The 22769-nt window shown below is 68.3% G+C and carries 15 protein-coding genes; 9 read left to right on the top strand and 6 right to left on the bottom strand.

Annotated features, from left to right (window positions below; all coding sequences use genetic code 11):
- Positions 1-27 precede the first annotated feature (27 nt).
- The 4 genes from ACQ66H_RS16370 to ACQ66H_RS16355 all read left to right on the top strand — a co-directional run bounded on the left by ACQ66H_RS16370 (position 28) and on the right by ACQ66H_RS16355 (position 9223).
- On the top strand, positions 28-1095 hold the full coding sequence (locus tag ACQ66H_RS16370) for a toll/interleukin-1 receptor domain-containing protein (protein ID WP_430434898.1): 1068 nt from the start codon (positions 28-30) through the stop codon (positions 1093-1095).
- Between the two features lie 16 nt (positions 1096-1111).
- Entirely contained in the window at positions 1112-6526 is a 5415-nt protein-coding gene (locus ACQ66H_RS16365; protein WP_430434897.1) for a DUF7379 domain-containing protein, read from the top strand.
- Between the two features lie 20 nt (positions 6527-6546).
- Complete coding sequence (locus ACQ66H_RS16360; RefSeq protein ID WP_430434896.1) at positions 6547-7692, top strand: hypothetical protein; 1146 nt, start codon at positions 6547-6549, stop codon at positions 7690-7692.
- Positions 7693-7789: 97 nt separating this feature from the next.
- Positions 7790-9223, top strand: a complete 1434-nt coding sequence (locus tag ACQ66H_RS16355; RefSeq protein WP_430434895.1) for a mannose-1-phosphate guanylyltransferase/mannose-6-phosphate isomerase — start codon at positions 7790-7792, stop codon at positions 9221-9223.
- A 36-nt stretch (positions 9224-9259) separates the two neighbouring features.
- Here ACQ66H_RS16355 and ACQ66H_RS16350 read toward each other — a convergent pair whose 3' ends face one another.
- The 3 genes from ACQ66H_RS16350 to ACQ66H_RS16340 form a co-directional block, all read right to left on the bottom strand.
- Positions 9260-10912: a methyl-accepting chemotaxis protein gene (locus tag ACQ66H_RS16350; RefSeq protein WP_430434894.1), complete on the bottom strand. Its 1653-nt coding sequence runs from the start codon at positions 10910-10912 to the stop codon at positions 9260-9262.
- Between the two features lie 83 nt (positions 10913-10995).
- Positions 10996-11151: a LiaI-LiaF-like domain-containing protein gene (locus tag ACQ66H_RS16345; RefSeq protein ID WP_019917143.1), complete on the bottom strand. Its 156-nt coding sequence runs from the start codon at positions 11149-11151 to the stop codon at positions 10996-10998.
- Positions 11148-13109, bottom strand: a complete 1962-nt coding sequence (locus ACQ66H_RS16340) for a CHASE domain-containing protein (protein WP_430434893.1) — start codon at positions 13107-13109, stop codon at positions 11148-11150. Before ACQ66H_RS16340 ends, ACQ66H_RS16345 begins: the two co-directional genes overlap by 4 nt.
- Before the next feature lie 190 nt (positions 13110-13299).
- Between ACQ66H_RS16340 and ettA the strand changes: the two genes are divergently transcribed.
- Entirely contained in the window at positions 13300-14964 is a 1665-nt protein-coding gene (gene ettA, locus ACQ66H_RS16335; RefSeq protein WP_430434892.1) for an energy-dependent translational throttle protein EttA, read from the top strand.
- Here ettA and ACQ66H_RS16330 read toward each other — a convergent pair.
- A complete protein-coding gene (locus ACQ66H_RS16330) occupies positions 14954-16111 on the bottom strand; it encodes a GGDEF domain-containing protein (RefSeq protein WP_430434891.1) in 1158 nt (385 codons plus the stop codon). The two genes, ettA and ACQ66H_RS16330, sit on opposite strands and share 11 nt — an antisense overlap.
- Positions 16112-16528: 417 nt before the next feature.
- Here ACQ66H_RS16330 and ACQ66H_RS16325 point away from each other — a divergent pair, with 417 nt between their 5' ends.
- From ACQ66H_RS16325 to ACQ66H_RS16310, 4 genes are all read left to right on the top strand, one after another.
- The gene (locus tag ACQ66H_RS16325; RefSeq protein ID WP_430434890.1) at positions 16529-17473 is read left to right on the top strand and encodes a PEP-CTERM sorting domain-containing protein; all 945 of its coding nucleotides are present in this window, start codon (positions 16529-16531) and stop codon (positions 17471-17473) included.
- Positions 17474-17572: 99 nt separating this feature from the next.
- Positions 17573-19099, top strand: coding sequence for a sensor domain-containing diguanylate cyclase (locus ACQ66H_RS16320; protein ID WP_430434889.1), 1527 nt, complete (start codon positions 17573-17575; stop codon positions 19097-19099).
- Between the two features lie 46 nt (positions 19100-19145).
- Positions 19146-21086 carry a peptidase U32 family protein gene (locus tag ACQ66H_RS16315; RefSeq protein WP_430434888.1) on the top strand — a complete coding sequence of 647 codons (1941 nt, stop codon included), beginning with the start codon at positions 19146-19148 and terminating at the stop codon, positions 21084-21086.
- Between the two features lie 94 nt (positions 21087-21180).
- Complete coding sequence (locus ACQ66H_RS16310) at positions 21181-21909, top strand: zf-TFIIB domain-containing protein (protein ID WP_430434887.1); 729 nt, start codon at positions 21181-21183, stop codon at positions 21907-21909.
- Between the two features lie 12 nt (positions 21910-21921).
- Here the strand turns inward: ACQ66H_RS16310 and ACQ66H_RS16305 are convergent, their stop codons facing one another.
- Positions 21922-22050: a DUF3149 domain-containing protein gene (locus ACQ66H_RS16305; RefSeq protein ID WP_430434886.1), complete on the bottom strand. Its 129-nt coding sequence runs from the start codon at positions 22048-22050 to the stop codon at positions 21922-21924.
- Between the two features lie 110 nt (positions 22051-22160).
- Entirely contained in the window at positions 22161-22757 is a 597-nt protein-coding gene (locus ACQ66H_RS16300) for a DUF4126 domain-containing protein (protein WP_430434885.1), read from the bottom strand.
- Positions 22758-22769 lie beyond the last annotated feature (12 nt).

The following is a 22769-nucleotide window of genomic DNA, read 5'->3' as shown; positions in this document are numbered from 1 at the left end:
GTCTGATGTCACAGTCCGGTACGGGCCATGAACCGCATCTTCATCAGCTACCGCAGTGCAGATGGGGCCAAGGACGCCAGCCGGCTGGCCGACGATCTCGGCCGCGCTTTCGGCGCCGACCATGTGTTCCTCGACCGGCAGGATTTGCGCGGCGGCAGCAGCTGGCGGCAGGAGATCGAGCGTGCCATCGGCCACCGGCCCATCGTGCTGCTGCTGGTCACGCCCGGTTTCGCAGGCGCGCGTCACGCCGACGGGCGCCTGCGCATCGACGACGCCGATGACCCGGTGCGCATGGAAATCCAGTCGGCCATCGACGCCGGCGCAGTGCTGATGCCACTGCGCGTCGATGGCACGCCAATGCCGTCGGCCAGCAGCCTGCCCGAACCCCTGCGCCTCATCACCGAGCGCCACGCGCTGCCGCTGCGCACCGACGACTGGACCCGCCTCGATCTGCCGCGTATCGTCGCCGACATCGAGCGGCTGGGCGTGCCGCGCAGCGGCGTCACCGCGGCGGAGGGCGTGCGGCCGGTGCGCAGCAATGCACGTCGCTGGGCGCTTGCCGCCGCGGGCGTGCTGGCGATCACCGCACTCGTTCGCTTCGCCGTCGAGGACGACGCCGAACTGCCGCTGCCGCCCACCGCGGCCGGCGTCGATACCGCAACGCCGTCGTCACCGGCGGACGCCACACAGCCGGTAGCCGCACTCGCCGCCGATCGGCCTTCGCTCGAAGGCCGCTGGCTGCTCACCACGCAGAACGGCGAGCGCATTCCGCTGTACCTGCGCCAGCGGGACGACCGGCTGTCGCTGCGTTCCGAGCCGGTGCGCGTCAACAACGATCCGGCCTGGCGCGACTACATCGCGTCGCTTGCCGCGATGGAGGGACCGCCGCTCACCCATATCGTATTTAGCGCCGAGGGCGCCGTATTCGGCGACCTCGCCGATCTTGCCGTGCGCGTCGTCAGCGCCGACGGCAGTTTTCTTGTCGACAGCGGCAATCTCACGCTGCGCATCGGCCCGGAGCGCCGTGTGCTGGCCGGCAAGGTCGAACTGAACAGTGGCGAACAGAATACGGTCGTGCTGTCACGCCGACCCTGAACGGAGGAGACGGAACATGAGTGCAGCCCGATACCGCATACGCGGCACCGTCAGCGACGCGGCCACGCCGGACGCTGGCGCCGGTGTCGCGGTGCTGCACGGCCGCCGGCTGATCCCCGGCCGCGCGCGCGACGGTGTGACCGGCGAACTGGAGGTGGCTGCCGACGAGGTCGTGCGCATCGAACTCGACAACGGCTTCGTGCTGTGGAGCCGCACCGACGACCTGGTGCGCGAGCACGGCCGTCGTTCGGTGTCGCGTGATGGCGACAGCGCCTGGGAATTCGACGCGCTCAACACCGCCGCAGCGGCGCCGACCTCGCGCGGTCTGCTCGGGCTGGGCATTCGCGTGCTCGACTTCTTCGGCATCGATCTGAAGAAGAAGTCGGCCGCCGCGCTCGGCAAGTGGTTCGAGGAGAAGCGGCTCGGTCGCGCGCCCGGCCTCCACCACTGTGCGCTCGACGCTTTCGCGTTGACGCCGCTGGCCGCGCGCTCGGCCATCGCCGTGAACGCCGGACCGCTGCTGGTTTTCCTGCATGGCACCGGTTCGAGCTGCGAAGGCAGCTTCGGCGGACTGTGGGATGCCGCCAATCGTGAGGGCGCTGCGCTGCGCCGCCGGCTCGGTGCGCGCTACGGCGAGCGCGTGTTCGCGCTCGAACACCGCTCGCTGACCGAGAGCCCGATCAGCAATGCGCTGGCGCTGGCCAAGCGCCTGCCCAAGGGGGCCGAGCTGCATCTGGTCAGTCATTCGCGCGGCGGCATGGTCGGTGAGCTGATGTGCCTGGGCGAATGTCGCGGGCTGGACGCGGTCGTCGGCCGGCTCGATGAACTGTTCGCCGCCGACCGCACGCTGGCCGAGCAGATCGGCCTCGGCGCGCTCGACGATGCCGCCGAGGCGGCGCGCCACGCCGCCTATCAGGCCGATCGTGCGGATCTGGCGGCGCTGCTGGCCGAGCTGAAAGCCAAGCAGTTCCGCGTCAGCCGCTTCGTCCGCGTCGCCTGCCCGGCGCGCGGTACCACGCTGGCGTCGGGCCGCCTCGACCGCTGGCTGTCGGTGCTCGACTTCGTGTCCGGCAAGGCGCTGTTCGGCGACGCCGTCAACTTCCTTCTCGCCGTGGTGAAGGAACGCACGGATCCGCGCACGCTGCCCGGTGCCGAGGCGATGATGCCCGGCTCGGCGCTGACCCGGCTGCTCAATCACGCAGAACTTGAGACCGCCGCCGACCTCACGGTGATCGCCGGCGACGTCGAGGGCGAATCGCTGTGGCAGAAGATCAAGCTGCTTGCCACTGACTGGTTCTACGGGGCCGACCACGATCTGGTGGTGAATACCGGATCAATGAGCGGCGGGCTGCGCCGTCCGGCGAGCGGCGCACGCTTCGGTCGCGACGCGGGCGCTCAGGTCAATCATTTCCGCTACTTCGTCAACGAGAAGAGCGTGCGCTGGCTGGCCGCCGGCCTGCTGCGCGTCGAGGGTGACGATGCCGGTTTCCAGCCGATCGCCGAGGCGCCGCACGATCCGCCGCGCTGGCGCAGCGCGCTGGCGCGCAGCCAGAGTGCCGCCGAACCGCGGCCGCTGGCGGTGGTGTTGCCGGGCACCATGGGCAGCGAACTGAGCGTCAACGGCGAGCGCGTCTGGCTGGACTATCTCGCGCTGTTCAAGGGCGGACTCAAGCGCTTGCACATGGCGGCGGCGCAGGTCGAGCCGGGCGGGCTGGTCGATCAGTTCTACGGGCCGCTGCTCGAATTCCTTGCGCGCAGTCACCGCGTCGAATTCTTCGCCTACGACTGGCGCCAGTCGGTGCGCGCTGCCGCAGCGCGGCTGGCCGAGCGGCTGGAGGCGGTGGTCGCGCGCGCTGAAGCCGAGCAGCAACCGGTGCACATCGTCGCCCACTCGATGGGCGGACTGGTGGTGCGCGCGCTGATGAGCGACGGCGGTCGCGGTGCTGCCGTGTGGGCGCGCATCACCCGGCTGCCGGGCAGCCGATTCCTGATGCTCGGTACGCCGAACGCAGGCTCGCACGAGGCCGTGCGCTGGCTCACCGGTCACAATCCGACGCAGGCGCGTCTTGCGCTGCTCGACTTCACGCAGAGCACCACCGACATCATCGACCTGGTGCGCACCTACCCAGGCCTGCTCGAACTGCTGCCCTTTGCCGACAGCGATCCGGACTTCGCCGACGTGGCGCGCTGGGAGGCGCTGCGCAAGCAGCTCGGCGCGCGCTGGAAGCCGGCTGACGCGAAAACACTGAAGTCCGCGCGCGACACTTGGACGCAGCTGAAGTCGATCGCGGTCGATACGCGCGTTGTCCGCTACGTGGCCGGTTGCCAGCCGGCCACCGTTATCGACTACCGCGTTGACGATGTCGATGACCCCTGGCCGCTTGGCCGCAAGCGCATCGACTTCGTTGCGACCGCGCGTGGCGATGGCACGGTGAGCTGGGCCTCCGGCGCGCTGCCCGGCGTGCCGACGTGGTACGCCGAAGACACCGCGCACGACTTCCTGTGCGCGCAGACGCGCGCCTTCGACGGCTACCTCGACATCCTGACCACCGGCGGCACGACCCGGCTGCCGTCGGCGCCGCCAGCCGGCGCGCGCGCGGGCGGTACCGGCGAGGAGCTGTTCGTGCTGAAGCCGCTGCCGCCGGCGGACGGCATTCCGCAGGCGGCCGACATTGCCAGCTTCGGCTTCGGCGGCGGGACGCCGCCGCGTCGGGTCGAGCGCAGCACGCGCACGCCGATCACCGTGCGCGTACGCCACTGTGAACTGAGCTATGCGCGCCACCCGGTCATGGTCGGTCACTACGCCGGCGATACCATCGTCAGCGCCGAGGCGAGCATGGACCGGCGCATGCACGGTGCGCTGTCGCGCAGCCTGCAACTGGGGCGCTATCCGGGTGCGGCAGGCACTCACGGCATCTTCATTCCGCGCGAAATGCACCAGCACCCGCAGGGCGCCATCGTGGTCGGTCTGGGCGAGGTGGGCGAACTGAGCCCCGGTCTGCTGCAGGACGGTGTGCGCCGCGCGTTGCTCGACCTCGCGCTGCAGGTGATCGAGTGGCCGGACGACCGTTTCGGCCCGGCCGACGCGACGCGCACCATCTGCGTGTCCACGCTGCTGGTCGGCACCGGCGCCGGCGGCATGCGCACGCGCGATTCGGTCGAGTCCATCCTGCGCGGCACCGGCGACGCCCAGCGCGCGTTGCGCGAGGGTGCGCTCGCCGGTCGCGTCGTCATCGGCGAGGTCGAATTCATCGAGCTGTACGAGGACATCGCCATCCAGGCCGCCGGCGCATTGCGCGAGGTGGTCGATGGTCCGCTGGCCGGCGACTTCGTATGGCCGGAACAGGTGCTCGGCCAGGGGCACGGTGGGCGTCGTCGCGTCTGCTTCGACGAGGACGCGAGCTGGTGGCACCGGCTGGAAATCACCCACGACGCGCGTCGCGACGAACTGCGCTTCATTGCGCTGACCGACCGCGCACGTGCCGAAATCAGCCTGGTCGGCGGCCAGCTGCAGCAGGTCGATGCCTTCGTCAGCCAGGCCTGCCGCTCCTGCGCTGCCGATGCCGACACGTCGCGCACGCTGTTCGAAATGTTGCTGCCGCACCGGATGAAGCAGTTGGCGCCGGAGCGGCGCAGCGTGGTGCTGCTGGTCGACGAGGTGTCCGGCCGCTTCCCATGGGAACTGCTGGAGGACCGTTGGCAGGCCGGTCAGCGTCCGCCGGCCGTGGCCTCCGGCATGCTGCGCCAGCTCCGTACGTCGCAGTATCGCGAGCGACCGCTGGGTGCGACACGCGCCAGCGCACTGGTAATCGGCGATCCAGCGCCGCTGGGCCGCGGGTTTTCCGCACTGCCTGACGCCGCCGCCGAGGCACGTGCGGTGGCCGGCGTGCTGTCGTCCGGCGGTTGCGCGGTGACCGAGCTGATCCACGCCGAAGGCCGCGCCATCATGGCGGCGCTGCATCAGGACGCATGGCGCATCCTGCATCTGGCCGGCCACGGCGTTCACGAGTACTTGGTGCCGACCACCACGCCGGCGGACGGCGGCAGCGGCACGCGCAAGGTGTCCGGCATGGTGATCGGCGACGGCTGGTTCCTGACGCCCGGCGACGTCGAGCAGATGCGCTACGTGCCGGAGCTGGTGTTCATCAACTGCTGCCATCTCGGCAACACCGGCGGCGATGATGCCGCCGGCTCACCCGACCTCAATCGGCTGGCCGCGAACCTGGCGACGCAGTTCATCCGCATGGGCGTGCGCGCCGTTGTCGCCGCAGGCTGGGCGGTCGATGACGCCGCCGCACGCTGTTTCGCCGAAACCCTGTACGGCAGCCTGCTTGATGGCCGCGGCTTCGGCGACGCGGTGCGTCTCGCGCGCGAGGCGACCTGGACCCGTCACCCGAAGGTGAATACCTGGGGCGCCTACCAGTGCTACGGCGACCCCGATTACCGCCTCGACCCGACCGGCCCGGCGCGCCGCGACAGCGCGCCGCCACCCTTCACCACGCCGTCCGAACTGGTGGTGCAGATCGACAACCGCAGCAGCGCGCTGATGAGCGGCGGCGCCGCCGCGAACGGTGGCGACGCCGATCCGTCGGCCTGGCTCGACAGCTACACCGCGCGCGTGCCCGCCGCTGCCCGTGCCGCCTGGCTTGCGCGAGCTGACGTCGCCGCGGCGATCGGTCTCTGTTTCGGCGAGGCGGGCCAATACGCGCTGGCGGCGCAGTGGCTTGACCGCGCGCGCGAGGCCGACGACGGTGATTGCCCGCTGCGCGTGCTCGAACAGTCGGCCAATTTCAGGGTTCGGGCGGCCGACGACGAGTGGGCGCTGATGCGCGAGAAGCGCGGCGACGTAACCGACCTGGTTGCTGGCATCCGGCGCGCCATCGCCGACCTCGAACTGCTGACGCCGTCGGCCAAGCGTTGCGCGCTGCTCGGCAGTGCGCACAAGCGGCTGGCCTGGATGCTGGACGGCGACGCGCGGCTGGCGGCGCTGGCCGACATGGCGAAGCACTACGGGCGGGCGTTCGAGCTGGCCGCGCGCAACGAGGGGCAGACCGTGGACAGCTATGCCTTCGTCAATCTGTGGACGGCGCGACTGCTGCATGCGCGGTTGAGCGGTGCGGTACTGCCGGCGGATGACGCGCGCACCGTCCGCGACGGATGCGAGCGCGTGCAGCGGGATGCCGCCGCCCACCCGCATCCGGACTTCTGGAGCACGGCCGTGGTCGGCGATTGCGAACTGTTGTGCGCCTTGCTCGACGGGCGACTGGCTGCCGCCGAACAGGCGAGCATCGTCGGCGCCTATCGCGCCGCCTTCGCCCGCGGCGGCAGCGCACGAGAACGCGCGTCGGTGCTCGATCAGGTCGATTTCCTGATCGATCTGGGCGTGCTGCGCAGCGGCCTGAAAAAGGTGCGTGAGGCGCTCGGCGCCTGACCGGGACTCAAGGAGGACACATGGCCAGCGGACTGAAGTACGCGGACGACTACCTGATCGGCGGCCCGGCGCGCGCCCGCGTCACGCCCAACTTCCAGTTGTCGGAATACGCGCGCACCGACGGCAGGGTGCGCGTGCATCGCGAGCTGCTGGCGGCCGTGCAGCGGGTACGCGACGAGCTCGGGGCCGGCGTCAGCATTGCCGGCGTTGCGCCGCGCGGTGGCCTCGGCGTGGGGAGCGAGGGGCGTTTCGTCTGGCTGAAGGCAGCCGATCCGGCGGCGCTGGCCGACGCCGCCCGCCGCGTCGCGCGCGACGGCTGGCTGGCGCGGGTCGAGCCACGCGGCGAGCAGGTCTATGTCGAGATGCACGACCCGTCGAAGCTGCCGGCGCTGGCCGCCGAGCGTGCGCTGGATCTGGCCATCGCGGTCACCGCGGCGTTCGAAACCAGTGGCGATCCCTATCTGCAGGTGACCGGCAATTTCGACGGCGCCGGCCTGTCTTTCGGGCCGCTGCAGGTCAATCTGGGCACCGGCACGCTGCAGGAACTGTTTCGTCGTTTCGCCGCGCGCGACGAGGCCACGCTGCGCGCCTGTTTCGGCGCGCTGTGGGACGAGTGGCAGCGCATGCTGCGTCTGCCGTCGCGCGCGGCGCAGGTGCGCTGGGCCGACGCGCTGAGCCGCGGTCCGCGCAAGGCCGCGTTCGATCCGGCGTGGACGCAGGCGCTGCAGGCGGTCGGACGGCAGCCGGTGTTCCGCGCCGAATGGCTGCGCTACGCTTACGATACCTACGGTCGCAAGCTGGTCGTCGCGCTGGCCTGGCTGAAGGGCGTGCGGCCGATACCGATACGCAACTTCCGCTGCCTCGCCGCGCTGTACGACCTGTGCGTGCAGCAGGGCAGCCTTGACAAGGCGCACGCCGCCATCCGCCGGCGCATCGAGCGGGAGAACCCACAGGACGAGTTCGCGCTGACCCGGATCGCGGTCGAGGAGCGGGGCCGGACCGCCAATGCGCAGTGGCGCGCCGACTGCATCAGCCGCCGGTTGTGCATTCTCGAGCGCGAGCCGGTCAGGGTGATCGAATCCGGCCAGAGCGCACAGCGCGACAATCCGCAGCTCCATCTGCTGCGCAACGCGCCGGTGCACCAGATGGAGCGCTGGCTCGCCTGAGCTGCGGCCGGCACACCGGCTGTAACGGATTTATCGCAGACGGCGCGCAGGCGTCGCTTAAACTCGGGCGCTTCCGACATCCTTTCAGGTTTCCGTCATGTCCCTGCAGCCCGTCATCCTGTGCGGCGGTTCCGGCACCCGCCTGTGGCCCCTTTCGCGCGAACGCTATCCGAAACAGCTGCTACCGCTCGATGGTGACAACACGCTGCTGCAGGACACCGCACTGCGCGCCGGCGCGCCCGGCATCGAACTGGCGCCGCCGCTGGTCGTGTGCAACGAGGAATACCGCTTCCTGACGGCCGAACAGCTGCGTCAGATCGGCGTGCATCCGGCCGCGCTGCTGCTCGAACCGGTCGGCCGCAATACGGCACCGGCGCTCGCGCTGGCTGCCCTCGCTGCCGCAGGCCCCGACACCGTGCTGCTGGTGATGCCGTCTGACCACGTCATCCGTGACACGGCGGCCTTCCGCGATGCGGTGGCCATCGGTGCCGCGCAGGCGCAGCAGGGTGCGGTGGTGACCTTCGGCATCACGCCGGACCGCGCCGAGACCGGTTACGGCTACATCAAGGTGGGCGCCGCACTGGCGGGCAGTCCGGCGCGCACGCTGGACCGCTTCGTCGAGAAGCCGGACGCGCCGACCGCGCAGTCCTACCTGGAAAGCGGCAACTATCTGTGGAACGCCGGCATCTTCATGATGAAGGCCAGCGTGGCGCTCGACCTGCTCAAGCGTTTCCGCCCGGATATCGAGGCGGCCAGCCGCGCCGCCTACGAGGGCGGCGCGGCCGATCGCGACTTCTACCGGGTCAACAAGGCCGCTTTCGCCGCCTGCCCGTCGGATTCGATCGACTACGCCATCATGGAACCGCTGGCCGCCGGCGAACCGCGCGTGGCGCCGGCCGTGGTCGTACCGCTGGACGCCGGCTGGTCCGACGTCGGTGCCTGGGATGCGCTGTGGCAGGTTGCCGACAAGGACGCCGACGGCAACGTGGCGCGTGGCGACGTGCTGCTGCAGGACACCTCCGGCAGTCTTGTGTTCGCCGAAACGCGCATGGTGAGCTGCCTCGGCCTGAAGGACGTGGTGGTGGTCGAAACCAGCGACGCCGTCATGGTGGCGGCCAAGGACCGCACCCAGGACGTCAAGCGCATCGTGACCGAACTGAAGGCGCGCAAGCGGCCGGAGGCGGAAAACCACCGCAAGGTGTATCGCCCGTGGGGCTATTACGATTCGATCGACGCCGGCCCGCGCTTCCAGGTCAAGCGCATCGTCGTCAATCCGGGGGCGTCGCTGTCGCTGCAGATGCACCATCACCGCGCAGAACACTGGATCGTCGTGAGCGGCACCGCCCGCGTGACCTGCGGCGACAACGTGCTGCTGCTGTCGGAAAACCAGTTCACCTACATTCCGCTGGGCACCACGCACCGGCTGGAGAACCCGGGCAAGCTGCCGCTGGAAATGATCGAGGTGCAGTCCGGCAGCTATCTGGGCGAGGACGACATCGTCCGCTTCGAGGACACCTACGGCCGCAAGTGAGGGCGCCGGCCCGCGTGAGCGGGCCGTGCCGTCGTATCAGACGACGAAGGTTTCCAGGCGCTGCCGCATCGACTGCGACAGCGCGTTCATTGCGTCGGCCGCGTGGCTGACCTGACGCACCGCCGCGCTGTTGTGCTCGCTCATGCCGGCGATGCGCTCGACCTGCTGCGCGATGCTTTCGCTGGCGCTGGTCTGTTCGCGCAGCGCGCGTGAAATTTCGTCGGTGGCACCGACCGCGTTGCGCGACTCGCTCTTGATGTCGTCCATCGCCTGCGCCGCCTGTTGCGTCGAACTGCCGATGTGATCGAACTGCGACACCAGTTCCTGCATGCTGGTACGGGTCTGATCGGTCACCGACTGCACGTTGCCGACCACGCTGTCGATCTGTTTGGTCGCTTCGGTCGTGCGCTCGGCCAGTTTGCGCACCTCGTCGGCCACCACCGCGAAACCGCGGCCCTGTTCGCCGGCGCGTGCGGCCTCGATCGCGGCGTTGAGCGCCAGCAGATTGGTCTGGTCGGCGATGCCCTTGATGGTGCTGGCAATCTCGCCGATCTGTTCCACCTGCCGGCTCAGTTCTTCCATGCCGCTGGCGGCCGCCTGTACGTCAACCGCTGCGTCGCGCATCGACGATGCGGTGGTCTCGATCACGTTGCCGCCGAAGTCGGCGCGTTCGAGCGAACTGCGCGATACGTCGCGCGCGTGACCGGCACTTTCGCTGACGTGGGCCACGCTGACGGCGAGCTGTTCGGCTGCCGCCGCCATGTTCGAGGTCGAATCGTTCTGCTGCGCCACGGCGCCGGCCAGCGTGTCAACCGACCCGTGCAGCGACGATGAATGGCTGGCGACCTGCTGCGCGTTGTCGCGCATCGACTTCAGTGTCGATTGCAGCTCGGCGAACAGCGCATTGATCGACGCGCCGGCCGCCGACAGCTCGTCGCCGCGGCTGTCAGGCGCCCGCACGGTCAGATCCATCCGCGCCCGTGCCTGCCCCAGCGCACCCTGCAGCGACGAAAGACTGGTGGTCAGTCGGCGCAGCGTCAGCACGATGCCGGCGATCAGCAGTAGCGACAGCACGGCGATGGCGACGCTGAGCGTGATCAGGCCGGTGCGGTAGAGCGCGCTGGTGCGGGCGCGCGTGTCGTCACCCAGCGCCTTCACGTCCTGTTCTATCAGCCGGGTCAGCGCGGTCATCGCTTCGGTCGCGCTGCGGTCTATGCCCTTCACCGCGCGGTTGACCTTCTTGCCCGACTCGGGATCGGCCGCGTCAAAGCTCTTCAGTGCGGTGACGTAACGCTCATGCATCGCAGCGTGTGCGGCGGCAAGGGCTTTCACCTCGGCGACGCGCGGAGATCCTTCCGCCTGCAGGCGAGCGGCGATGTCCTGCAGGCGCGACGACACGTCCTGCGCATGCTTTTCGAAACTCTTGCTATAGCGCTGGAACTGCTCGACGTCGTTGCCGCGGATCAGGATGTTCTTCCATTCCTGCACCTGGGTCTTGAAATCGATGCTGGCGTTCTGCACGTCGAGGCCGATGGCGACGGTGCGTTGCAGACGCGCCAGATCGTCGCTGACGCCGCGGTCGAGGCGGTAGAGCTGGAGCAGGCCGAAGCCGCCGGCGGCCAGCAGTCCGGCGAGGGCGACGAAGCCGAGGGCCAGCAGGCGGCCGCGCAGTGTTTTCAGTCCGTTCATGTCGGGCACTCCAGAGGCAAGTGCCTGAATATCGGAAAAAAACGTGAATTCTTTACGGTTCGATACCGCAGCCGAGGCGAGACCTACTTGCGCTTGATCAGGCCGGCGACGCCGGCGGCGATCAGCAGGGCCGGCCACCAGGTGCCGAACAGTTCGGCCAGCTCGCGCAGCGAAAAAAGATTGAGGTTGGAAGCCAGCAGCAGTGCGCCGATGACGATGAGGCCGATCGATCCGATCATGAGTTGTCCTTGTTGTCCGGGGCGGTCCAGACCGCGATGGTATTCCGTCCGGCGGCCTTTGCCGCGTACATCGCCTGATCGGCACGGGCGACCAGCGTGTCGAAGTCGTCGCCGTGGTCCGGGCACATCACGACGCCCAGGCTGGCGGATATCTGCGCCTGCCCCTGTTCGAGCGTAAAGGGCTCGCCAAGACGCAACCGGATCTTCTCCGCCACCGCGCAGGCGGCCTCGATCGAGCCGGTTTCCGGCAGCAGGGCGACGAACTCATCGCCGCCATGGCGCGCCAGCGTATCGGCTGCGCGCAGGCAGGCGAGCATGCGGCGGCTCGCTTCGATCAGCACCTCGTCGCCGGCGTGATGCCCCATCCGGTCGTTCACCTCCTTGAAGTGGTCGAGGTCTATGAACAGCAGGCAGAAACGCCGCCGGTAACGCTTTGCGGACGCCAGCGTCCGGTTCAGCCGCTCGACCAGCAGCGAGCGGTTGGGCAGGCCGGTCAGGCCGTCGTGCGTCGCCAGCCAGGCGATCCTCGCCTCGTCGGCCTTGCGTTCGCTGATGTCGGCCATGACGATGATGGCGCCGGTGACCCGGCCGGCGCTGTCGGTGCGTGGCACGCCGGAAGCGAGCACGGCGACTTCGCCGCGGTCGCGGCTCTGCAGCGTCAGTTCCATGCGCACGGTGTCGCCACCGAGCAGTGCGTCCGCCATCGATTGCAGCGCGTGCCGGTTGCCGTCGAAGGCGAGTTCGTCGAGCGAGCGGCCGCTGACGTCGCGCGCGTCGAGGTTGAGCATGCGGTGCAGGCCGGGGTTGGCGTATTCGATGTGGCCGTGCGCGTCGAGCGCAAGGATGCTCTCGCCGGACAGGTTGACCAGGGTCGAGTAGAGCGCCTCGCTGCGCGCCAGCGAGGCGCCCAGTTCGGCCAGCCGCGCGGCGCGGCGGCGGGCCAGCCCGAGGCTCGCGGTCAGCGCCACCACCAGCACACCGAACAGGACGACCAGCGCCAGTTCGGTGTGCCAGCGGTCGATGTCGTCCGCCGCCTCCTTGCGTTGCTCGAACACCAGCAGCCAGCGCCGGCCGTCGATGTCGCGCGTGATCGAATGAGTGGGCGCGTCGAAGCGCACCGGGTCGGCGCCATGGCTGTCGAACAGCAGCGCCTCGGGTGCCGCCGTGTCGCCGTCGTAGATGCGCAGGCGCAGCGACGGCTGCATTCCACCGAGCGTGCCGGCCATCAGGTCGAGCATGCGGAAGGGGCTGAATACCCAGCCGCTGAGCGCGGCCGCGCGTTCCGCCGCGGTGCCGGTCGGCATGCCGCGGCGGTAGGCCGGCAGATAGAGCAGCACGCCGGTCTGGATGTCGCGATCGGCCTCCTGGATCAATCTCACCTTTCCGGTCAGTGCGGCTTCGCCGGTCACCCGGGCCCGCTGCATCGCCTCGCGACGCACCGGCTCGGACAGCATGTCGAAGGCGAAGGCGCGTTGATTGCGCCAGTCCTGTGGTTCGAGATAGACGATGCTGCTGTACTCGGGGCGCTCCCCTGGCGGATGGATCCGGTATTCACCGCCATCGCGCGCGCGCATCGATGCGATGTGGCTGTCCAGGTCCGCCGCCCTCACATGGGCTGAGAAGCCGACGCCCTGAATGCCGGGAAAATCCTCCTGCAGCGACAGCGCGCCGACATAGATCCTCCAGTCTTCCAGCGTGACGTCGTCCGACGCATCGAACAGCGCGCGTGCGCCGCGCAGCACCTGACGGTAGGCGCGCATCCGTTGTTCCACCTGCTGCGTGATGTCGCGCGCCTCGAAGGCAAGACGTTCGTCAACGCGCTCGCGGTGCCGGCGATCCATCTCGTTCCACACCAGATAGACCGCCAGCGTCGCGCCGAGCGTGGCGAGCAGCACGGGCAGGCCGATCTGCCAGACAGAACGGTCCGTTGAAGCTCGCGTGTCGGGCGCTGCGCTCATGTCGGCTATTGAACCTGCATTTTCTGGGCATGTCACCAAACTCGGGGCGGCCGCGTTGCGCCGCAGTGAGCTTTCTGGTGCGTCAAGGACTTATCGACAGCCGGCGGCCGGTCTTGACCCCTCCGGGCCGCTGCACGCAGGTGCCCCGGCTTATACTTGCGCCCTTTCCCTGTCGGTGCAGTTGCAGAAAATGGCCCAATACGTGATGTCCATGCTCCGCGTGAGCAAGGTGGTTCCCCCGAAGCGCACGATCATCAAGGACATATCGCTGTCCTTCTTCCCCGGCGCCAAGATCGGCCTGCTCGGCCTGAACGGCTCGGGCAAGTCTACGGTGCTGCGCATCATGGCCAATGCCGACCGCGAATACGACGGCGAGGTGCAGCACCAGCCGGGCGTGCGCATCGGCTATCTGCCGCAGGAACCGGAACTCGATCCGGACAAGACGGTGAAGGAAGAGGTCGAATCCGGCCTCGGCGAAATCGTCGAAGCGCGGCAGAAGCTGGAGCAGATCTACGCTGCCTACGCCGAGCCGGACGCCGATTTCGACAAACTGGCGGAAGAGCAGGCGAAGTACGAGGCGGTGCTGGCGGCGGCCGGTTCCGACGTCGAGACGCAGATGGAAATCGCCGCCGACGCGCTGCGCCTGCCGCCCTGGGATGCGAAGATCGGCCCGCTGTCTGGCGGCGAGAAGCGTCGCGTGGCGCTGTGCAAGCTGCTGCTGTCCAAACCGGACATGCTGCTGCTGGACGAACCGACCAACCATCTGGACGCCGAATCGGTGGACTGGCTGGAGCAGTTCCTGGTGCGTTTCCCGGGCACCGTGGTGGCGGTGACCCACGACCGCTACTTCCTCGACAACGCCGCCGAGTGGATACTCGAACTGGACCGCGGCCACGGCATTCCGTGGAAGGGCAATTACTCCAGCTGGCTGGACCAGAAGGGTGAGCGGCTGCGCCAGGAAGAGTCACAGGAATCGGCGCGGCAGAAGGCGCTGGCGACCGAACTGGAGTGGGTGCGCGGTAACCCGAAGGCGCGTCAGGCCAAGAGCAAGGCGCGCCTGGCCCGCTACGAGGAAATGAGCAGCGTTGAATACCAGAAGCGCAACGAAACGCACGAAATTTTCATCCCGCCGGGCGAGCGCCTGGGCGACAAGGTGATCGAGTTCCACAACGTTTCGAAGGGCTTCGGCGACCGCCTGCTGATCGACAACCTGAGCTTCAGCATTCCGCCGGGCGCCATCGTCGGCGTGATCGGCCCGAACGGTGCCGGCAAATCGACGCTGTTCCGGATGATCCAGGGCAAGGACACGCCGGATTCGGGCGAAATCGTGGTCGGCCCGACGGTCAAGATCGCCGCTGTTGACCAGACCCGCGACGGTCTCGATGGCTCGAAGACGGTGTTCGAGGCGGTGTCCGATGGCGCCGACATCCTGACCGTCGGCCGTTTCGAAATGCCCAGCCGCGCCTACATCGGCCGCTTCAACTTCAAGGGCGGCGACCAGCAGAAGATCGTCGGCAACCTGTCTGGCGGCGAACGCGGCCGGCTGCACCTGGCGAAGACGCTGATTTCCGGCGGCAATGTGCTGCTGCTCGACGAACCGTCGAACGACCTCGACGTGGAAACGCTGCGTGCGCTGGAAGACGCGCTGCTCGAGTTCTCCGGCTGCGTACTGGTCACCTCGCACGACCGCTGGTTCCTCGACCGCATCGCCACCCACATCCTGGCGGCGGAGGGGGATTCGCAATGGACCTTCTTCAACGGCAACTACCAGGAATACGAAGCCGACAAGAAGAAGCGTCTCGGGGAAGAGGGCGCCAAACCGAAGCGCATCCGCTACAAGCCGATCAGTCGCTGATCACGCAGCGGTTGCGCCCTTCGGACTTCGCGCGATAGAGCGCGAAGTCCGCCCGTTCCACCGCGTGTTCAATCGATTCCCCGGGGCGGAACTGGGCCAGTCCTGCCGAGAACGTGACCGCGGCCGCGTCGGTGGCGGTGACCAGCCGGGTCTGCGCCAGCGCCGCGCGCACGCGCGCCATCGATTGATCGGCCTTCTTTACAGGCGTGTCAGGTAGCAGCACGAGGAACTCCTCGCCGCCCCAGCGTGCCAGCACATCGGACTCGCGCAGCGCACCGGTCGCGGTGGCGGCGAAGCGCTGCAGCACGATGTCACCCGCCTTGTGTCCGTAGGTGTCGTTGACGCGCTTGAAGTGGTCGAGATCGATCAGGCAGACGGAGAGCGGCGAGCCGTTCCGCTCTGCGCCCCGGGCCAGTTGCGCGAACAGGTCGGTGGCGTAGCGGCGGTTGGGCAGTCCGGTCAGCACGTCGCGCGTGGCCAGTTCCTGGATGCGGCTCAGCGCCGCCTCCAGTTCGTTGCGCTGGGTGCGCAGGCGGGCCCGGATGGCCAGCAACTGTTCGCTCAGCCGGCCCATGACTGCGAGGACGACGGCCGTCAGTACGAAGTGCACCCACTCCACCTGGAACGGGTAGTCATCCGGGCGCAGCGTGGACAGCGTGAACATCGTCAGTCCGGTGCCGACGACGACGCATCCGTTGTAGATGCGGCGTCCCCTGCGGTCGAGATTGAAGATGCTGAACACGAGGGTGAGCGCGAGCAGCATCAGCAGCGCACCGCGGACCGGCGTGAACACGATGTAGGCGGCGGTGATCCAGGCGCCCGCCGCCATGACCTGCAGGAAGGTGAGCGAAGGATCGCGAAACCGCAGGTTCAGCCCGCTGCGCAGCGTGGCGTAGACGACCCCCATCCACACGATCATGCCGCCCTGCAGCAGGCGGGTCGCGACCGGGGCGGCCATGTCGTGCGCCAGCGCGTATTCGGCCAGCCCAAGGCATACCACGTACACCAGCATGGACGTGAATGCGCGGGATATGCGCAGGCGCTGTCGCGGCTCGTCGTCCAGCACCAGACTAAGCAGACGCCTTGACGTGTGCCCGGGCGGGGGCACGTCGCGCTGCGGGTGAGGCCCGTCGTTTTCCTTGTCCATTCGTTCCTCGTACGGAATGCGCTGCCTGCCGCGGCGTTTTGGCAGACGGTGTGCGCATTTCATTCGCGTCGGGATTCAGACTAGCGCCGCCGGCCGACGTTGTCGCTGCGCGGGGTCAAGTCTCGGGATGTCGAAAGGTGTCTGTCTGTGAACAAGAGTTTCGCCGGTCGGGCGCTGCGCCGGATCAGCCGGGAGTTCGCTCCGGCGGACGTTTTCGCGTCGTCACCCGGTTCGACGCGGCGCACCCGCGGTGGCCTGTTCGAGACTGTCGTCGGACCGGATTCGGGGATACCTGCCGAAAAGGCGGGCTTGAGCCCGTGTGCCGCCGGGATTGCGCGGGCTTCAGTTTGCGGCAGCGGGGGCGTACGCTTCGCGTTTTCCGGGCCGCGACGTGCGGCCCCACCGGGAGCCAGGACGATGATGCGAACCTTCTGCGCGGCCGCGCTAGCCAGCCTGTGCCTGAGCGCGCCTGCGCGGGCCGTAGACGTGGTGTTCGACTACCGCTACGACAGCGGTGGCTTCTTCACCGACGACCGACGTGCCGTGCTCGACGACGTGGCACGCTTGTTCAGCAGCAATCTGGACGACACGCTGGCGGCCATCGCGCCCACCGGCGACGACGTGTTCCAGGCCCGTATCTTCGATCCGGTCGATCCGCTGAACGGCACGGTGCTGGTGCCCGGGCTGACGGTGGCCGCCGACGAGATCCGCATCTTCGTCGGCGCGCGCGCCTTCTCCGGGCAGACGCTGGGTGTGGGCGGGCCCGGTTTTCACGTGGCGGGCGGCAGCAGCGACTTCGTTGCGCTGGCCGACGGGCGTGGCGAGCCGGGGGCATTGGCGTCGCCGCCCACCGATTTCGCGCCCTGGGGCGGCACCATCACCTTCGGCACCAACGTCGGCTGGTACGCCGACGACGATGTCGGCACCGTCGAGAACTTCGCCGGGCTGTTCGACCTGTATACGGTGGCGGCGCACGAAACGGCGCACGTGCTGGGCATCGGCACCGCCGACAGCTGGTTCGCCCAGGTCAGTAACCGCAGCTTCATCGGTGCCAGCGCCTCCGCGATCAACGACGGTGTCGCGCCGCTGCTGCGCAACGACGGCAGCGACGCGCATTTCGATACCTCCCTGCGGGCTGCCGCGAACGGCGTCGATCAGGTGCCGCTGCTGTCGCCGGTCATTCCCGCCGGGGCGCGCCGCTACATGACCGAACTCGACTGGGCGGCGCTGCGCGACATAGGGTGGGAGGTTGCCAGCCTGCAGGCGACCATGCCGGCGCCGATACCTGAGCCGGCCACCTGGGGCCTGATGGCGGGCGGCCTGTTGCTGGTGGGCGCGGCCGCCCGACGCCGTGCCGCCTGATGCCGCGGCGCGCCCTTTGCACACGGCGGTAAAGTCCGGCGCAGGATTGCCGAAAACAGGGGACGTCAATCTCCTGTGCGCGGCCGCATGTCCGAAACGATGAAGATCCAGGCAGAGGCCACGGTGGTTCCTGCCGGCAGCGACCCGGCAGCCGTCGTTTCGGGCGCCGAGGTGCGCGCCTCGCCTGGCGTGACCGGCCGTCGCCGTCTGGTGCTGATGCTGGGCCTGCTGCTCGCGCTCGGCTTTCTGGCCAATACGCTGCTGAGCTACTCGGTGTCGAAGCGAGAGATCCAGCGCTCCATCGTCGAGAACGAACTGCCGCTGACCTCCGACACCATCTATTCGGAGATCCAGAAGGATCTGATCCGTCCGGTGTTCGTGTCTTCCGTGATGGCCGGCGACACCTTCGTCCGCGACTGGGTGCTGCAGGGCGAACGCGACGTGCCGGCGATGACCAAGTTTCTCGGCGAAATCCGCACGCGCTACGGCACCTTCACCAGCTTTTTCGTATCGGAAGCGACCCGCAACTACTATCACCCGGACGGCGTGCTGCGCCGGGTGGAGCAGGGCAGCGAGCGCGACGCCTGGTATTTCCGTTCGCGCGACCTCGACGCGCCATACGAAATCAACGTCGATTCCGACACTGCTTCGCCCGACACGCTGACCGTATTCGTCAATTACCGCGTGTTCGACTACGCCGGCAAGACGGTGGGCGTGACCGGCGTCGGCCTCACCGTCAACACGGTGCGGCGGCTGCTGTCCGGTTACCAGCAGCGCTATCACCGCGGTGTCTATTTCGTCAACCGCAGCGGCAACATCGTGCTGTACGGCGACCAGCCCTCGCACGGCACGCTTCGCATCGGCGAGGTCGAAGGCCTGCGCGACATCGCGCACGAGGTGCTGGCCCGCGACAGCGGTTCCTACCAGTACCGCGAGGGCGGCAAGGACTACCTGCTCAATGTGCGCTACGTGCCGGAGCTGGACTGGTACCTGTTCGTCGAAAAGGTCGAGAACGAGGCGCTGGCCGACATCCGCCGCACGCTCTACATCAACCTGCTCATCTGCGCACTGGTGACGGCGGCGGTGCTGTGGCTCGCCAGCCTGACGCTGGGTGGCTACCAGCGCCGGTTGGAGCAGATGGCCACCACCGACCGGCTGACCGGCCTGCTCAACCGTCACGCCTTCGAAATCATGCTCGAACACGCGGTGGCCGAGGTGCAGCGCAGCCGCCGTCCGTCGGCTGTGCTGCTGATCGACATCGATCACTTCAAATCGCTGAACGACCGCTACGGCCATCTGGCCGGCGACCGCATGATCGAGCACGTCGCGGCGCTGATACGCAGCGGCCTGCGCGCGTCCGACATGGCCTGCCGCTGGGGCGGCGAGGAGTTCCTGGTGGTGCTGAAGGACTGCGCAGCCGACGACGCGCGCCAGCGGGCGGAAACCCTGCGCGCGCTGATCGGCGCCAGCCCGCTGAGCATAAGCGGCGCGGCGGTGACGGCGACGGTCAGCGTCGGCGTCACCGCCTTTGCTGCCGACGACACGCCGGTGCGGCTGGTCAACCGTGCCGACCGCGCGCTGTACGCGGCCAAGGGCGACGGCCGTGATCGCGTGGCGATGGCCTGAGGCGCAGGATCGGGGATAATCCCGCCTTTCCCGCAGGCCCTGCATCATGACCGCCGACCGTCGCACACTCGAACTGCTCGCGCCCGCCAAGAACGCCGATTTCGGCATCGAGGCCATCAACCATGGCGCCGACGCCGTCTACATCGGCGGCCCGTCCTTCGGCGCGCGCAAGGGCGCCGACAACGACATCGCCGACATCGCCCGCCTGTGCAGCCACGCGCACCGTTACCACGCGCGCGTGCTGACGGCCTTCAACACGATATTGCGCGACGACGAGCTCGAACCGGCCCGCCGCGCGATCTGGCAGCTGTACGACGCCGGTGTGGACGCGCTCATCGTGCAGGACATGGCGCTGCTCGAAATGGATCTGCCGCCGATCCAGCTGCACGCCAGCACGCAGACCGACATCCGCGACGCCGCCAAGGCGCGCTTCCTGCAGGACGTCGGCTTCACGCAGATCGTGCTGGCGCGCGAAATGACGCTGGAGGACGTGCGCAAGGTGGCGGCGAACACGTCCTGCACGCTCGAATACTTCGTGCATGGCGCGCTGTGCGTCGCCTTCAGCGGCCAGTGCTTCATCAGCCACGCGCATACCGGCCGCAGCGCCAACCGCGGCGAATGCTCGCAGGCCTGTCGTCTGCCCTACACGCTGACCGACGCCCAGGGCAGGGTGGTGGCGCACGACAAGCACCTGCTGTCGATGAAGGACAACGACCAGTCGGCCAATATGCGTGCGCTGATCGATGCCGGCGTGTCCTCGTTCAAGATCGAGGGCCGGCTGAAGGACCTGGGCTATGTGAAGAACATCACCGCCCACTACAGCACGCTGCTGAACGAACTGCTGACCGACCTGCCGGGCTACCGCCGTGCCTCCAGCGGCCGCTGCACCTATACCTTCGTGCCGCAGCCGGAGAAGACCTTCAACCGCGGCTCGACCGACTACTTCGCCAACGGCCGCCAGCACGGCATCGAAGCCTTCGAGTCGCCGAGCTTCGTCGGCGAGGAAGCGGCGACGATCAGCAAGGTGGCAGCCGATCACATCGAGGTCGATGCGGCGGTGGACATCCACAATGGCGACGGCCTGAGCTACTACGACAGCCACCGCGAACTGATGGGCCTGCGCATCAACGTCGCGCAGGGCCGCAAGCTCTACCCGAACGCGATGCCGGACGATCTGAAGCCAGGCGTGACGCTGTACCGCAACCGTGACCAGGCCTTCGAGCGCGCGCTCGAGAAGAAGTCGGCCGACCGCCGCATCCGGGCAGACCTGCGCTTCGAGGAAACGGCGGACGGCTTCGCGCTGACCATGACCGACGAGGACGGCGTCAGCGCCCGGGTCGAACTGGCGCACGACAAGCAGCCGGCGCGTGACGCCGAGCGGGCGCTGGCCGGCATCCGCGACAGCCTGGGCAAGCTGGGCAATACCCTCTTCGAAGCCGGCGACATCGCGATCGACCTGCCGGAGGCGCGCTTCCTGCCGGCGTCAACCCTGAACGGCCTGCGCCGCGACGCCGTGGCGCTGCTCGAGGCGAACCGCATCGCCGCTCACCAGCGACCGCAGCCCGGCGTGCCGGTCGAACCGCCGGTGCGCTTCACCGACACCGAGCTGTCCTATCTGGCCAACGTGTACAACGAGAAGGCGCGCGCCTTCTACCGCAAGCACGGCGTGGAACTGATCGCCGACGCCTACGAGGCGAACCAGGAGCTGGACGAGGTGTCGCTGATGATCACCAAGCACTGCCTGCGTTTCAGCCACAACCTGTGCCCGAAGGAACTGAAGGAGTACGACCTGCGCGGCATGGTGAAGGCCGAGCCGATGACGCTGATGAACGGCAACGACAAGCTCACGCTGCGTTTCGACTGCAAGAAATGCGAAATGCACGTGGTCGGCCGCATCCGCAAGAACGTGCTGAAGGCGCAGGCGGTACCGGTCACCTTTCACCGCAGCGCGCCGGAAGGCGTCAAGGTGACACGCTTGGCGCGCTGATCGCCCTCAACCTTGCGTGCCTGCATGCCGCTGACAACACCATGCGGGCACAGCCCGAGCCGATAGATCGCCAGCCGACGTCATACCGACCGCCATGCAGAATTCCGTGCCGCACTGTCCGTCCTGCCGCGTGCCGATGAAGGTGCACCGCTTCAAGAATCACGGCGGCGAGGACATGGAACTCGACATCTGCTGGCACTGCCAGGGGCTCTGGTTCGACACGTTCGAAAACCTGCAGCTGTCGCCGGGTTCGGTCAACGAACTGTTCAAGCAGCTGCACGCGCACCGCGACGAGATGCAGCATCCGGTCGCCAACGTGATGGCCTGCCCGCGCTGCAGCCGCAAGCTCGACAAGGGCTACGATCTGGTGCGCAGCGGGCGTTACATGACCTACCGCTGCCCGGAGAAGCACGGCCGCTACAGCAGTTTTTCGTCCTTCATGGTCGAGAAGGGCTTCGTGCGGCAGATGACGACAGCCGAGATCGCCGACCTGGCGAAGCGGGTCGGCGCCATCTACTGCACCGGCTGCGGGGCGCCGGTTGACATCCGCAAGGACCACGCCTGCCCGCACTGCCGCTCGGCCTTTTCGCTGCTCGATCCGGACGCCGTCGAAAATGCGCTGAAGGGCTACCACCAGGCCGAAGTGAAGCGCACCACGCGCGACCCGGTGTCGATGGCCGACGCCATTGTCGAGAGCGAACGCACGCGCGCCCGCGCCGACCGGCAGCGCCAGATCGAAGGCGCTCGCGATGCCGGTGGTCTGGACGTGGCCGACCTGCTGGTGGCCGGGGTCGGCCTCGTGTGGAAGGTGCTCACCCGCTGAATGCGGGCGCGCTCATGGCGCCGGTCGGCCGGATTGTTCGGCCTTGGCCGCGGCGGCCGCATCCTCATCCATGTGCCGCTTGAAGAAGCGGCCGAACCAGATGCTCATGAAAATGACGATGGCGATCACCACCAGGCTCATCAGCCCGTAGTCGGTTGAACAGCAGATCGGACAGCGCTTTCATGATTCCCTCCCTTTCGACGTGTTTTCGTCATTGAAGCGCCGGCCGGGTCATGACGGGCTGATGCAGGTCAACCGGGCGCCTGCTTGCCCGCCACCCAGGACAGCAATCCGGTCAGGAAGCGCCACACGCGCGGCAGCAGCCACAGCATGAGCAGAACGAAGAAGGCGAGCAGCACCAGGAAGAAAACCGGGTAGGCGAAGGCCAGCCACAGCCCGCCGACCGCGAGGCCGTCCTCGCTGGTCGAGGCGAGCACGTTGCTGACCGGCTCCGGCGAGGCGTTGATCGCCACCCGGCTGCCCGCCTTGGTCAGATGAGTGGCGCCGGTCAGCGTGCCGCCGAGCAGCGCGCCGGCCAGCACCACCGGCGTGCTCTGATCGGCCAGTGCCCAGGCGGCAAGCAGCGCACCGGCCGGAATGCGGATGAAGGTGTGCAGACCGTCCCACAGGCTGTCCAGCGCCGGCACCTTGTCGGCGAAGAACTCGACGCACAGCATGAAACCGGCGGCGGCCAGTACCAGCGGGTGTTCCAGCACGTCCAGTTCGCCCGGCAGTTCGACCCATTCCATCCGCCCCGCCAGACCGGCGATAAAGATGACGGCGTACAGCCGCAGGCCGCTGGCCCAGGCGAGGCCGGCGGCGGCGGCAATGGCTTCGGTCAGATCCATGGCGTGGGCATC

Source organism: Methyloversatilis sp., assembly GCF_965284615.1.
Lineage (GTDB): Bacteria > Pseudomonadota > Gammaproteobacteria > Burkholderiales > Rhodocyclaceae > Methyloversatilis.
This window is presented reverse-complemented; position numbering and strand designations above follow the sequence as displayed.